The sequence below is a fragment of the Nitrospira sp. genome (assembly GCA_037045225.1).
Taxonomy (GTDB): domain Bacteria; phylum Nitrospirota; class Nitrospiria; order Nitrospirales; family Nitrospiraceae; genus Nitrospira_A.
Window position 1 is genome coordinate 561,268 of the sequence record JBAOHZ010000009.1, and the last position, 14,918, is coordinate 576,185.

At 55.4% G+C, this 14,918-nt stretch carries 13 protein-coding genes; all 13 read right to left on the reverse strand.

Going from position 1 to position 14,918, the window contains the following annotated elements:
- Positions 1–17: 17 nt before the first annotated feature.
- Positions 18–1,784, reverse strand: a complete 1,767-nt coding sequence (locus V9G17_03585; protein MEI2751658.1) for an ABC transporter ATP-binding protein — start codon at positions 1,782–1,784, stop codon at positions 18–20.
- Positions 1,772–2,800, reverse strand: coding sequence for an FkbM family methyltransferase (locus V9G17_03590; GenBank protein MEI2751659.1), 1,029 nt, complete (start codon positions 2,798–2,800; stop codon positions 1,772–1,774). Before V9G17_03590 ends, V9G17_03585 begins: the two co-directional genes overlap by 13 nt.
- A 6-nt stretch (positions 2,801–2,806) precedes the next feature.
- A complete protein-coding gene (locus V9G17_03595) occupies positions 2,807–4,114 on the reverse strand; it encodes a phytanoyl-CoA dioxygenase family protein (protein MEI2751660.1) in 1,308 nt (435 codons plus the stop codon).
- A 298-nt stretch (positions 4,115–4,412) separates the two neighbouring features.
- Complete coding sequence (locus V9G17_03600) at positions 4,413–6,167, reverse strand: hypothetical protein (protein ID MEI2751661.1); 1,755 nt, start codon at positions 6,165–6,167, stop codon at positions 4,413–4,415.
- Positions 6,164–7,003: a class I SAM-dependent methyltransferase gene (locus tag V9G17_03605; protein ID MEI2751662.1), complete on the reverse strand. Its 840-nt coding sequence runs from the start codon at positions 7,001–7,003 to the stop codon at positions 6,164–6,166. Before V9G17_03605 ends, V9G17_03600 begins: the two co-directional genes overlap by 4 nt.
- Positions 7,004–7,387, reverse strand: coding sequence for a hypothetical protein (locus V9G17_03610; protein ID MEI2751663.1), 384 nt, complete (start codon positions 7,385–7,387; stop codon positions 7,004–7,006). It abuts the gene before it with no gap.
- A complete protein-coding gene (locus V9G17_03615) occupies positions 7,384–8,505 on the reverse strand; it encodes an N-acetyl sugar amidotransferase (protein ID MEI2751664.1) in 1,122 nt (373 codons plus the stop codon). The genes V9G17_03610 and V9G17_03615 overlap by 4 nt, the downstream gene beginning before the upstream one ends.
- A gap of 50 nt (positions 8,506–8,555) precedes the next feature.
- Positions 8,556–10,385 (reverse strand): asparagine synthase (glutamine-hydrolyzing), encoded by a 1,830-nt coding sequence (gene asnB / locus V9G17_03620; GenBank protein ID MEI2751665.1) that lies wholly within the window; start codon positions 10,383–10,385, stop codon positions 8,556–8,558.
- 75 nt (positions 10,386–10,460) lie between these two features.
- Complete coding sequence (locus V9G17_03625; GenBank protein MEI2751666.1) at positions 10,461–11,222, reverse strand: GNAT family N-acetyltransferase; 762 nt, start codon at positions 11,220–11,222, stop codon at positions 10,461–10,463.
- Positions 11,215–12,219 (reverse strand): Gfo/Idh/MocA family oxidoreductase, encoded by a 1,005-nt coding sequence (locus V9G17_03630; protein MEI2751667.1) that lies wholly within the window; start codon positions 12,217–12,219, stop codon positions 11,215–11,217. Before V9G17_03630 ends, V9G17_03625 begins: the two co-directional genes overlap by 8 nt.
- A 52-nt stretch (positions 12,220–12,271) precedes the next feature.
- On the reverse strand, positions 12,272–13,171 hold the full coding sequence (locus V9G17_03635; protein ID MEI2751668.1) for a polysaccharide deacetylase family protein: 900 nt from the start codon (positions 13,169–13,171) through the stop codon (positions 12,272–12,274).
- Complete coding sequence (locus V9G17_03640) at positions 13,168–13,881, reverse strand: formyltransferase family protein (GenBank protein ID MEI2751669.1); 714 nt, start codon at positions 13,879–13,881, stop codon at positions 13,168–13,170. The genes V9G17_03635 and V9G17_03640 overlap by 4 nt, the downstream gene beginning before the upstream one ends.
- Positions 13,878–14,894: an N-acetylneuraminate synthase family protein gene (locus V9G17_03645; protein MEI2751670.1), complete on the reverse strand. Its 1,017-nt coding sequence runs from the start codon at positions 14,892–14,894 to the stop codon at positions 13,878–13,880. The genes V9G17_03640 and V9G17_03645 overlap by 4 nt, the downstream gene beginning before the upstream one ends.
- Positions 14,895–14,918 lie beyond the last annotated feature (24 nt).

A 14,918-nucleotide genomic window follows, 5' to 3' on the forward strand; every position in this document is an offset into this window, starting at 1 on the left:
GGGCTGATCGATCCACGTCAGAACGTGAGCGGCTGAGGCTCCGCACGGAGCTGGGCAAACTCGAGGACCCGCTCAAACTGTTCTGACACCGCCGGATCATGAGTAATGCAAATCACGATACGCTCCCGGTAGGCTTCAAGAATACTCGCTAATAATTGACGGCGAAGAGGCACATCTAATGCGTTGACGCTTTCATCCAAAATCAGTACGTCGGGATTTCGAACCAATGCCCGGGCAATCGCCAATCGCTGCCGTTGTCCCCCAGAAAGATTGCTCCCCTGATAGGTCACCAGAGTATTAAATCCATCCGGAAGTCGGTCAATGTCAGCGTCGATGCACGTAACCTGACAGGCCTCTCGCACCGCATTCAACGTGACATCGGCACCGAAGGCGACGTTGTTAAATATCGTATCGTTGAAGAGACGGGCATGCTGCTCCACAACCCGAACGTGCTCCCGGAGCCATTGCGTAGGCACTCTGGAAAGATCTACATCGTTCACGGCAATGTGCCCACTTTGAAAAGCGTAAAACTTCAGCAACACATCGACAAACGTTGATTTGCCAACCCCGGAAGGACCCAACACCGCATAGTTGTTGCCGGCCTCGAATGAAACCGTAAATTCCCTCAACACCGGGGCATTCCGAGAATATCCGAAGGAGACATTCTTGAATCTGATATGGCGAATGGCCTGAGGGATCGTGGTCTCCTCCGGGGCAGGCACCAACACGGGCCGTGAAGACACATCGTGAAGAACTCGTCTCAGATCATCCCCTGCGCGAAGATCTGCCACCAGACGCAGAAAAATATCGATAGCCTGTCCGGCCACCGGGAAAAATCGCAACAAAAGCACGACCGCCACCATGATCAGGGGAACATGGGCCGAGACTGTCGACGCATCGATCACCCACAGAATCGCCGCTCCGCTTACCAGCACGAGAAGCAGCGCCGGCACGAAACTCGACAATAGGGAAAGCGCATCGACACGAAAACAGGTCTTCGCGTATCCATAAATCATCCGTTTATACTTCTGGCTGACGAAATCTTCAGCCGTATAACTGCGAACGGTCCTCAACGAATTGAGTGCGTCAAGAAAGTGCGAATTGAGATCCCGAGACTCTTGTTGCTGCCGTGCTCCCAGTTCATGTACTTTCCGAAACGTTTGCGCTAAAGACAGCAAGGACAACGCTAAAAATCCCAGCACTCCCATCGCAACCCACCACGACTGATAGACAAGGGCTGAAAAATAGAGCACACCGAGCACCGCCACCGGAATAAGACGGAGCAACGCCGTGATGACCTGACTCGCCCGGTTCGCCTCGTCGCCGGCCAGGTTAATGAAATACCCCACGCTACGCTCCTGAAGCTCCTCGAAAGCGAGCGTATTCACAAACGTTGTGAACGCTTCGGATGAGAAATGTGCGATCATTTGCCGCGTGAGATAGGACACGAGCGCACTCGAAGCAAAGGACGTCACCAAACGCGATCCGATGAGTATCAAAAACACAGCCAGATAAAACTCGATAGCTGGAGCATACCCAAGCCACTGCGGAACACTCACCCATTTACTGGTCGAGGGAATGCTATGCCCTACCGCCAATTCCGTTAACGGGACCAGACTCGTCATGGCCGCCAGCTCCGTCGCGACCGAGATCAGGGACAGCATGACACAGACAACGAGCAGCGGAAATTTCAAAACTGCATACGCCACCAGCGAACGAATAGTCGACAGCCACGACGCGGCTGCGCTCCAGCGAACACCGAACAGCGGCATCATTCCTGCCATTTCCCTACTTGAGGCCCGCATAATTTGTTTCGCACGCGAACCCCTAACCGGCGGAATGGATTCGTGAGGCGCTGCCACATGACTGACTGAAACACACTAAATCGAGCCCTTCGGTGAAGCCGAATAACATCATCTTTCAGCCGCGTGGCTTCGCCGGAAGGAAACAGCGCTGCCTGACCGGCTTGATCGAACAGATGATACGCTTCGGTATAGAATCCGTACGCGCAGTAGAGCACAGCCAGACGACGAACTCCAAGTGCATCGCCGGATTCCAAGAGTGTCGTCGGTTTCACACAGTAGAGTACGTCGGCCTCCCAGACCCGCTTACTAAGCGATGCGGAGTCAGCGTGGACACCGAATACGTTCTCCGAAAGATAGCGGTAGCTTCCAGAAACGAACCGGTGAATGCGGGCCAAACGCACGTCCAGTAATTCGAGACCAAGATCACGCAAAAACTGATCGATGTCCCCAAACCCAGGCTGTCCGATATACCCACCCGGAAATCCGACCTCCAGTTCAGCCCCCAGCAGTGTTCGGCCCCGCGAGGCACCGAGTCCCTGAAGAATTTCCAACTCCGCGCCTTGAACGTCAGCCTTTAAGAAATCCAAGCGTGGGATTCCACCTTCGTCGAGCACATCCTCAAGACGACGCGTGTGAACCCGTTGCTCCTCAACGGGAAAGAAGTAGGCCTGTTCGGTCAGTCTGAGGGCGGCATCAGACCCCGGCCGCAACAGGGAACTTCCCGTCGGGACATTCGTCACATACAGCGTCCGCTCGCCACCTTGACGTGACAGCGCTGTCTGGAAGACCCGGGCGTCGACACCGAGGAGCTGACGAAGTTCTTCTGCTCGCGTGGGATGCGGTTCGAAAAGACAGAGGAGAGACACAGGGGCCAGCAGCTGCAGATGGGCCGGTAACCCATACGCTGCGCCGGCATCCGCAATGATCAAGCGCTGGTCGCCGAGCAATCGTTCAAGGATCGGCTTAAGTGCCGTCTGCTCCTTAGATTGACTCACGGCGGATCAGGCGACCTCGGAAGTTACAGTCAAGGTATGCCTCAATCGTCGGATATAGTATCGAAGCCGAGCAAGGCCGTCCTTTGCCGAGCGATACGGACGTGGCACTTTCGCTCCCGATGCGCGAAGCGCGATCTGTATCGCCCAGCGCTCACCCCGAGACACCTGCGATCCACGATGGATTCCGGCGGCGCCATGGAACAGCACGACAGTTCCCGCACGCCCCGTGAACACATGCTCGTCTGTCAGCAACCGTTTGGACATCGGAGAGCCATCGATCACATCGTCGCCAAAATGAGTCGAGCCCCGAAAACTGCTCGGGAGACACATCAACTCTTGGCGATGGGATGCCAAATGGAAGCGAGGTCGATAGTACCCTCCCTCATAGTCGAGTCCATTCTGCGCTCGCTCAAAATAGGCGTCCTGCTCACAGTCAAATCCCTTGTACAAGGCAATCAGAAAAGGCGACCGCACCCACCGGTGACTCCCACGTACGAATCGAAATGCCCCATTCTCAGGCTCCACGTCGGTGAGATACAGCATGACCTTCACAATATCGCAATCCGCATCCAGGTGCATATAGGCAGTGGCGGTGGTGTCGATGCCGACATCGGCGTAACACCCCTTGTACCACGCTTGCCGTTCATGCGCGTGATCCAGGGCTGCATAAAGAAGCTCCATACGACACCCCGAATACGCGCCGGCGAGCTCGAACACTCGCGAGCGTTGTAAGGCCGACTGAAGCAACTGTGCGGCTGGCGAGTGCAGATCGAGCGCCATCGCGCAACGCCCCCATGGCAACCTAGCGGCTTGTTGCCTCAATAACTTACGCTCCCACCACATCTTCTCCCACAGGCCTGCCACCACATCTTCCCTGGAGTCAAGGCATACCACGCCATCGGTCTTGAGAACCTCCAGCTTCCCCTCTTCCGCCGGGGTAAGTACCGGCTGATACCGGGCAGAATGACTCCAGACCTTGAATTTCCACTCATCTAACAGTGACTGTTTCGCGACCTCTATGGCTCGGACCGTATAGTCCGCGATCCGGCCGGTCAGGCCACCTGAGCCGAGCGCATAGGCCTGCAATACGTCAATCCGGCGCCCAACTACCTCGCCGAATCGGACGTCCACGTCTTCCGTCTTGCCGTCAGCCTGCATCAGTAAATCACGAAACGCCGTATCGATCCCCGCTACCTCCCTGTCTATTCGATCATCATCGAGCGAGCAGAGGTACTCTGTCGAGGCGTAAGCAGGGTGTGCGGAATAGTCGACACGCGGGAATGCTGCCATCTCTGACTTAGGTAGTGTGACCATGGTGTTCATGTGACCTCTGGGCTTCGGACCACGAAGGCCGACTCTATTTGCCGGCAGTTAGAGCCTACTGCCGAACACGAGCTCGGAATCGTATCGGACGTGCGTATACGCAATGTTTTCCCAAGCTGCTGTTCGAATACTTAACGTAGCCCCTTTTGCGTACCCCGGTTCTTTCACTTCGATCCTGAACGATGACTCGCCGCCTTGCCACCGCTCCAGATGCCACGGTGGCACCACCGACCACACCGACACGTACCATTTCACCGATACGTACTTGATGCGAAGCAGAACAATTTGACTATTCTAGTGCGAGCAACCGTGCAGCCAGTGTATCGCTTCTTCCAGTCGAGCGGGGGCCGAACAGCGCCTTCCCGATGCGAACCAATTCAGACCGGAGCGCCCATCCTTCTTCATTCTCTGAAATGTCAGAAAATGTACCCTCCTCCTCAATATCTAAGGGGGTCTGCGCGGACGAACGAAAGATCGAATCGACCGCCTGTGCCGCCTGAAGCCGACTAGCTCTTCTCCTGCAATCTTGTTCCTGTTGGTATAATGGCGCGACCACCTGCGCCACACGGTTCACAATTCGTTGCATGACAGAACGTGCATGAGCATCCTCGGGCCTATTATAGCTGTCGCCAATGTCGATAAGACCATACTTGTATTCGACGGCAAGCCATCGGTACGTGGCTCGACTCCTTTCGAGGCTCCACCCATCTTGAAGGGCTTGATCGATTCGCTCGATCAACTCCCATTCCGTCGTGCCGACATAATTCAAGTCGGAAGGATAATAAATCAACTCCGGAGCATAGATCACGACCGGCAGCCCCAACAAGCTCATCTCCTTTCCGGTGTTCGACCATGCGTTTAAAAATACGGATGTTTCATTGGCAAGATCATACAGTGAAACGTGGTCGTTCGGCCAATTGACACAGACGTTCGCGGGAAGTTTCCGAAGGAGTGCTTCGAGATTCCTCGCTTGCTCGGATTTGATACCTTCACGTTTGTTCGGGAAATCCCGCGGATGCACGCGAATGAGTAAAAATAGATCCGTACGACCGGCAGCGAACTCGATGAGTCGCTTGACCCAATCCACCTGTTGCGGAAACAAGGTCGCGGGGTGATCCGGAAGCGCACCGATCGCTTTGGCAGCCGCACGTTCGTCGTTGCTGCTCATGGTCGCCACCATGACTTTTTGATCTATTCCGATACCATATCGTGCCCGAACATCGAATGGTTGCCGCGACGCGGCGGGGGAATAGCTGAATACGCTTCGGCCACCGAACAACGTGAGAAAGTGATCGGTAATTTCCCGCATTACACCCGGCGGACACGGCCTATCGCGAAACTGTGGCCACCGTTCGACAATACGCCGCGCGTACCCATAGGCCTCATTGCGGCCGACCATCAATGTCTGCAGCCGACGAGACAGATTGCCCCCGGCATGCAGAAAGTAATGGGGAATGCCGTGCTCGCTCGCCAGACAGCACATGACATTATTGACAGAATAGAACGAATTATACACAACGAGGCAGTCAGGTTGCTCCCGTTCGAATAGTCGCCTTCCGGCTGTCACCGTCGTGACGGCGCCCTGCAACCACGCACGATATTCGCGCTGTTCACCGGCATCAAATTCAATGCCGGTCTTCTTGTGATTGAGAATCGTTTCATACAATGCGAGCTTGCCGACAGGAACGTTTTCCAGCCTCAGTGACGTGCACTGCTCGAACGATAGATCCTTCAACATCTCAGTTGCCCTGATCTGATCGGCGGGCTCCAGGAGATCTGTCAGATCGTATCCTGTAAAACCGAATTCACGCCGCAGTAACTCCTTCTGCTGTCCGCACAGCCGGCAAATCTCGCGACGTGCCTCGATCCGGCTGAGGTGATCGAGGCCAGAGGCGTTCATGGGATTACAGACCTGCTGCAGAGCCTCGCCGCAGCTCACATATACGATGCTATGCCCCGACTGAGCCAGCGTTTCGGCGATCAGCGCCTCGGGAAACGCATGGACCCAAATCGCCGCATGAGGGGCAAAAAAAAGAATCTTCACGGGGCCGTCGGCGAAACAGATTTCGGCGCAAGAAATGCGCACAACGTAAACTTCCCGCTGGGCTCATGCAGACGTTCGACAGATAGCGTCAGGAATCCAGCTCGCTCAGCCAGCATGCTGAGTGATTCGACACTGAACACATGGTGATGCTCGATGAAAAATTCTTCACGCTGCGGGCCATGATGTGACGCAACCTCTCCGTCGGGGAGCTCGATATACACATGCCCCTGAGGCCTAAGGAACCCGGCAGCCCGTTCCAACATACACACCGGATCAACCACATGCTCCAGCACTTTATTCAAGGTAATCAGATCAAACACTCCGACCTGTTCAGGATTGACTGCGAGAAAATCTCCCAAGAAGGCTCGTACACCAACCTCAGTTTCGGCATGCTGCACCGCGCGGGTATCGGGATCAAGAACGGTACAGTCCCATCCGGCTTCCTTCATGCGATACGGGAAGACCCCGAGCCCCGAACCGATGTCGAGAAGGGTGGGTGACCTGCCGGCCACCGGGAAGGCCCGCATAAATTCCAGCACTCTAGCTACGCGCGCAGTGTTGTCGGAACACTCTGGAGGTAGGGCCAAGATTCGCCGAAACGTCGCTTGAAACCTGTCACCGTAGGTGGCATCGACATAGGCACGCGTGTAGAGACTCGAGAGATCGAGATGATTGTCCGAGTACCAGTGCCGGCAGAGCGCGCAGCGGAGATAGGACCGCTGATACATTTGTGCGCCTATATCGAAGCGCATCTCCCCAGATGGCGGCGTGTCATAACGAAAGACCGTTTGGCAGTAGGTCAAATTGCACGGACATCGCAAGGTGGGCTGCATCATCTACGATCCACTGGATTGACCGAGCATGGTTTCTATGGTCTCCGCCTTGTCCAGCCATGCCACGACCTGCAGCCCCTCTTGCGAACAGTATGCGGCGAATAGTTGCTCTTTCCCGTCCTCAACCAGCAACACGTAGTAGCGCCGTGATGCCTGATTCACTACGAGGGCCCCACGCAAGCCGTACTGCGCAAGCCGACCGTTTAGCGACGGAGTCGCATAGAAGCCCCAGTCTTTCCGCACCACGTCATACTGCCCGCCCTGTTCCGTCACGAAGGTGATCTGTTCATCGGGATTCAAGTGTGCCGTCCCGCAATCCTGCAGTTCGAATCGAAGACGATTCCCCACTTCGAAACGTCGGGGCGGATTCTGAGGATTGAATTTCATGTCCAGGTCCAGTCTTGAATCAAGAAGTTCGGTATACGCCAGGTTCCGGATTCCCCTCGCGTCCAGATGGCCCGATTGCGAAAAGTTTCGCAAATCTTCCAGAACTGAGCCTGCTCAATACCGACGAAACGACAAAATTTGGCGATGTCCTCGTGGGGTGTCTGATCCCCGCGCTCACGGATGATCGCCACCGCCTGCTCGCGGGTAAGTCGTCCGTTTCGAATCTCCAGCGACAAATTGTCAAAGAGCCGCGTAAATCCAAACTTATACCACTTTAGCCAGTGATGGATCGAGATGAAGTCATCGTCGATGTCGGCAAAATCATAGTAGCCCGTCCGTGCTCCGGAGGATCGTGACTGAAAACCATGCGCGCGAGCCACGGCAAGACTTTTCTGTGGATCCCAGGGGAAATACCATCCGAGAAACACTGCGTGCGTTCCGCTTCTCTCCAACTCATCGGGATTGGGCCCCACGTAACCCGCCAGCTCCTTCTCCGTGAAATCTTCCCCTACCCAATCGGCCGCGGTGGTGCCGTGGGTCACGCCATAGGTGCGATACCACTCGTCATCCAATTTGACCCCGGTATGCGCGTGGCTCGCACTCCCATACTCAAAGGCCGAGTTTTCTCCCCACACGATCAGCCGAATCCCAAATTTCACGGCGACTCTAAGCGGAATGTTGAACAACGCCAGATGCATCGGAATGGCCGTACTGCCGAACCGTTCCAACGCTCGCAGCATAAACCGGCCCTCAACTTTTGGGTTGATCTGATAGTCAATGTGGTCCACGCCGAGGGCCACGAGGTTGTCAAGGTTCTGCTGTCCGATCAGCGTACGCGCCGGAGTCTTCCAGGTGACCGCGAGCGGCGTCAACCCGGCCTCAAGACACCGTATGACCTGCCAGGTGCTATCCTTCCCGCCACTGACAGGAATCACGCAATCATACCCGTGGCTGGCGGCCTTCACCTCTACCACCAGTCGATCAAAGGCACGTGCGCGACTGTCCCAATCAATTTCGCTTTTGCGGCCATGCGTCCGGCAGGCAATACATACCCCATCCTGACCGAGCGTGAGGTTAGGCCGGGTATCAGGCAACACACATGTGGTGCAATACACCATATCAACCAGCGGCGACGTCGTGAGTCAGCACTCCTGTGTATCGGACAAGATTAGCCGGCACAGGTTTCAAGGAACACCTTGGCATTTACAAAATAGAATAGAAATTTGCTTTCACTGTTGGCCAACCGAGGCTTGCGGAGTAGCTCTCGTACCTTGTTCCGCTTGAGCAGATCGAACACCGGACTGTCTTCCATCAACCGCCCCACCACGACCGGATCGTTAATGTCCAGAAATGCATGGATCGGGGCGTTGAAGCCGACTTTTCGCCGTTCATCCAGCACACAGTCCGGGGCAAGCCCTCGTGCTGCGTCACGTAAGACAGCTTTGTTATAGCCGTCTCGACTGAGATACCGATTGGGTATCGAATAGCAGAATTCGAACAGCGCGCGATCTAAATAGGGAGATCGGTTTTCGATGGAAAAGTACATGGCATTGAGATCTGTCTCATGTAGGATGACGCGGGTGGCCTCCACAAACATCTCGTTCATCATACGATTTCGAAGCAACGAGTCAGAATAGTGAGATTCCGCGAACGGCTCGGAGAACGGTTCCGTCAGATATTCTGAAAATTCGTCGTTGTTCAGAAAAATATGACCCCGAAATTCAGGAGTCGCGACAAACAAATCGGGATCTCTCAAGTAAGGATTTCTCACTAGCGGCTGGACATACTGCTCCCATGCCTTGCGCGTCGACGCGTATTCCGGCTCATGGCGAATCTCCGCGAGATGCATCAAGTAGTGATCATAATACCCACTCACCAACTCATCTGCGCCGACCCCGCTGAAACAAATCTTGTATCCCTGCGCGTGCACGTCGCGCATCAGCAGCCATTGCACGTAGTGGCTGATGGTTGAGATGGGAGCGTCATGGTAGTCCACCAGGACCTTCATGTTGTCCAAATAGTCAGTAGGGTCGGCTCTCAGGCCCGTATGCCGGACGCCCAATGCAGCGATCGACCGATCGAGCATGTCGCTCTCATCATAGCGTTCATCTTCCGTCAAAATCGTAAACCCGTGGACGTCGTACCCGAACACCCGCTTGGCAATCCCGATCAGCACGTTCGAATCTACCCCGCCACTCATTAAAAACGCGGCTGGCACGTCGCTGCGCAAGCGCAGTCTCATCGACTCAATGATCCTCGAGCGCACGCCCGACACAGCCTCCGCATAGGACATCGCGTCGTCCGGCCGATAGGCCGGCTGCCAATAGAGGGTCTGCGTCTCTTTACCCCCGAGGCCTATTCTAAGCACGCCGGCCGGCGGCACTTCCTCGAGTCCGATAAAAAATCGGTCAGTGGACTTGTACAGCGCCTTGTATCCGTTTACGAGATACCGACGGACGTGGTGTCGATTGACCGGCAGCGTTCTCCCCATGAGAGCAAAGAGAAACTTAGGCTCGGAACCGAAATACAGGCCCTCCGGTGCCCGTACCACATACAACGGCTTTTCCCCAAATCGGTCACGCGATAAGGTCAGCTCGCAGCGCTCCTCATCATAGACCGCCAACGCCCACATCCCCTCGGCCTGATCGAGCATCCCCCATCCGTCGCGGCAAAGAGCCGTGAGAAAGACTTCTGTATCGGATCGCGTGAGAAAGGCAACCCCTACCTCTGCAAGGCGTTGCTTGATTTCAAGGTAGTTGTACAGTTCTCCATTGAGTACCATCCAGGAGCGATCCACGTTGAATGGTTGATTGGAGCGGGCATCCAGATCGATGATCGAAAGTCGACTATGCATCAATAGGACATGCTGTCCCGTGGGTGTCATAAAACGATGCATGCCCGAGGCATCGGGGCCCCGGCGTCGCATCAGATCGAGGCACTGGCGGGACGACTCATCGGAAATACGTCGCGTCCCGATAAACCCAGCTATCCCGCACATCTCAGGGGTTCCTCATCCAGGCAAGCAGATGAACACCGCCTGGCCTTCTATGCAGCAGTGGCAATTGTCAACCTCCTACAGGGGACCGTGGGAGTGGAATACGTGATGGCTGGCCGCAACGCGGAATCCAAGCTTGTGATACAGCATGAGCGAAGGAATATTGGCGCTTTGCGTGCCAACTCGAAGCGCACGGGGACGCTCGCATTCCCTGGATGCGAATCGGATCATTTCGCCAGCCAGTCCCAGTCCACGATGGTCAGGATGGACGGCAATCAGATCGATGCAGAGCGCCTGATCTGCCGCACTGATCGCTTGAAGAAACCCCACGACTCGCCCTTCGTGTTCGGCGATCACCATGTAATCCCCTCGTTGCCGACTAAAAAAATTTCTAGCCCACTGCGCTTTGACCTCATCGGCCAGAGATCGAGGAATATCGGGGTCCAAATGAAATCGGGAATAGCGAAAGCTGTGCCGGGCAATATCAAGTACCGTCGCCTCATCCGCCGATACTGCGAACCGTACCCGCCCCCCCACCGTCTTGACACTAGGAAGTGGTTGGGCCTCCAGCGTGAGAGCGGTATCGACGAGCCGGAGCCCGCATTCCTCCAGCCGATGACTCGTGCCCACTTCGTGTGTGGCAATCCGCGCAAACACAAATCCTGGACGGCTGAGCAGCCTTCGAATCTCCCGAAGCGTATCGTGCTCCTGCCGCACCGTCCACACCCCGGTCACACGGTGAACGTCGCGGGCCATGATCGTCGCCAGCCATGGATCCGACACGATCGAGAGCTCTGACGTGGAAATCGACGCATGGGGACCTGAAGACCGTTCAGACATAGTGCACTTTCACCGGGAGACCGGAGTGGGCGCTCCGTTCGATCGCAAAACATACCGAGAGCGAGGAAAAGACATCGTCCTCACTCACATCCGCCTCGCCTGTTCCCTGGATAGCTTTCACAAAGCTGGCAATGAGCGCGCCTTTGTGCACGCCAGGGTAGGCCGTGTCCAGCACGAGGGGGGGAACATGAGGATCCGGAGTGGTATAGAGCCAGGCCTGTTCCCGTCCGTTCAAAAACGTGGCTTTCGTTCCATATACGGCCACCGCGTGGAAGTGCGGCAGGCGACAGCCGAAATTGACGCCGAGTTTTCCCACCGCACCGCGTGCAAAACGCAGTACCGATACCACGTTGTCGAAATTTCCAAACCCTGATCCCTTGCTCGCCACCGCATTCCCTACCGCCGACACCTCGACAATCCGATCGCGCGCAAGCCACATGAGGAGGTCGGCAACATGTACGCCGCCGCCATGAACGGCGGAATAAAAAGGCAACTTCCCTCGCCACCCCTCGATAATCTTTTCTAGACGACCATAGTTGTACTCGGCCTCCAAATGGTAGAGCGCGCCGAAATCGCCGGCAATGATTCGCTGTCGGAGGTCCAAAAACCGCGGGGATCGTCGCAAGACCAAATTCGAGGACAAGCGAAGGTTCGGATACCTCCGCAACTGCTCTCGAACGAGCACCGCTTCTTCTTCGTGGAGCACAAAGGGTTTCTCGACGAATACATGCTTGCCTTGCTCCAAGGCCCGCATCGTTTGAGAGAAATGACTGTCATCGTAACTGGCAATGCAGACCAGATCAATGGCAGGATCATCAAGGACGTCGGTATCGGACTGCACCGCCAAGACACCGGGAAACCTTTCGGCTACCGCCGCAAGTCTCGTCGGGTTCGTGTCACAGATGACGGCTAGCTCACACTCAGGTATGCCGGCAATCGCTTCCGCATGCTTTTCCCCGACACCGAGGCCGATTACCGCAACTCTCAACTTCGCCATGAACGAATTACTGCCTCTGTATACCTTGCCACAGACTCACCCGCTGAGTTGATCAGACAACCATCACCCGTTTCAAATGAAATAGATCGGAGGCCGAATCATTGACGCCATCAATCGCACTTGGACAACAGCGCACCCCTCTACCCTTCAAAGCCTGAATAATCCGGTAAGAGTAGCAGTTCGCCATTCCTTCTGGGTACGAGTAATGCGGCCCCTGCACGGCGGCCTTCTCTCTCAACAATTGCATACCCATATCCAGCTCTCGATCCAGCTCCTGCCCAGAAAGAGATTCGAGGACGGCGTGTGAGTGCCCGTGCCCTCCGACAGTAAATAACGGCTCAGCCGCCAGTGCCCTGACTTCGCTCCAATCCAGTTTTTGATCCAACGGATGAGAACTGGAATGAGTGACCCCTACTCCCAATTGTTGCTGTATCTCGGTCGCAAGCTGCTCCCCGTCGATCAGTAAGTTATTCTTGACGATACGCCGAACCTCAGTCAGGAAACGTCGGCGCTCTTCATCTCCGCGAAACTCTCGAGCCCCCCACGGAAGCTGAAGCTCAGCGTGAGTTCGCTGTTCCACAGCGAACTCGACTCGGTCAATCCAGGACATAGTGTTGCGTTCAACAAAGTCGGTAGTAATGTAGAATGTCGTGGGCACCTGCTCATCTACAAGCACTGGAGCCGCTACCGATAAATTGTTTCGAAAACCATCATCGAACGTCACTGCAAACGGTCGTGGTGGGAGGGGGCCTCCCGTCTCTAGGTGATGGAGTATGTCATTCATACCCACCGGCGTCCCCACCTGCTTCATCTGCCTGACCACGGTGATAAAGTATTCACGCTCGATATGTTTCCTGGTGTAGTTCCGTATGGCACAATCAACCGGAAGCGTCACGCCATGAAACAGAAAGATGGCAATATGACCGTCCGCGATTCTCGACGAGTAGTTCATGCTAACCCGGCACAATGCTTCTCAAATCGTTTCACACACACCTCCTTTAACACGGCGGGCATGAAAGAATAGTAGCGCCCTGTTTGACGCTGCCTACGACTCGAGACATCACCTGTACGCCGCAACTCGTCCAAGGCCACTCGCGTGAGTTCCAACGCTGATTCGGTATTGTGATGCCGCAATTGATACAGGCGCATATTTCGGCAGACCGAGACGGAGCGGATGCCAATGATCGGCCCATCATCGAGGGTTTCGTTGAGGATATGCAACGTCGTGACAAGATTTTTGAAGTCGCTGTGGTATATCGCCCAAAGATGACTATCCAGCCCCCGGTAAAATTCAGGGTCCCCGCCGTGCAAATTCACCACTCGGGTCCCAGCGGCTCTAATCAAAGCAGACTCCGCTTTTCGAATACCGAATGCGACCGTGATGTCTGGGACAAAACGCGTTGCCGACTCGACCGCATCGGAGTCATTCACGTTTGCACACGTCGTGACCGCGGCAAAATCGCCGACCGCCGGCTTCCCCCCTTTAAACCATTCATCACGTTCGTATTGGTCACGTAACAACTCAAACGGGTGGGCAACATCAAACGTCGGCTTGATGCCGGTGGTTTCAAGGATCACGTGCAATCGAGACACCTGAGAAACAAGTTCACGGACAAAATATGCGTGATGCAGAGTATCCGTCGTCAGAACCAGTACCCTCATCTTTCGCACACCTTGTTCCAGGTAATCTGCTCTCCGCGCCTGAGCGACTGCACAAGGTGCTTCCCAATAAGCGCGGGCAATTCAGCAGCCTTCACCCCTGTCGCAGGACGAGCCCACATCAAATCATCTGCAGAAAGTACGGTATCCGCGGGAAGATCTCTCGCCGCGACCACGCCCTTGCGAATGACCTCACGCAAAGGCAACTCGCAGGCCTGCAACTCCTTCCCTACGCGGCCTAGACTGGCCCTTACTCTCCCGATACTGTGCACCAGTTGTTTCAAATCTTGCGGTTCAAACGAGAGCGCATGATCCCGGAATTCTCGCCCCTCCCGACGGTCGGTGAAATGGACCTCAACGAGTTGCGCGCCGATTGCCACTGCCGCAAGGACAGCTTCCGAACCAATCACATGGTTGGAATATCCCGTCGTCAGACCATACCTCTGCTTGAGGAAATGCACGCTCGAAACATTCGCCTGCTCGATAGGAACAGGATACGCAGCAACGCAATGCATCAGAACCAGACGGTCTTTCAGCGCATCAGACCCCAATTCGTCTGTGCACCATTGCAACGCTTGATCGATCTCCTCCACCGTGCCGTTTCCAGTGGAAAGAATGACCGGTTTTCGCGTGCTCATAGCGGCTCGTATGACCGGCTCAAAGGTCAAGTCCCCACTGGCAATCTTTATTGCTGGACACCACTGGTCGAGGAAGCCGACCACGTCTTCGGTCAAAGCTGTTGAAAACAGAGGAATGCCCAATGTTGTGGCGTGGGTTGCCAAATGAAGGTGGGCCTCCTGTGACAAATTAAACCGCGTCACCCTAGCGAGTCGATTGGGATCTGACGCGGAGGCGTAACGTTCTGGAGTGAACGTTTGTAGCTTGACGGCATCCGCCCCGGCCTGCGCGGCAAGAGTGATCAATCGTTCTGCGGCTACCGCGTCTCCTTCATGATTGAGACCAATTTCCGCGACCACCGCAACCGTCTCATCAAGATTTTTCCCAAATAACTTCAACGCAGGTTACTCTCTTCGCGCGGG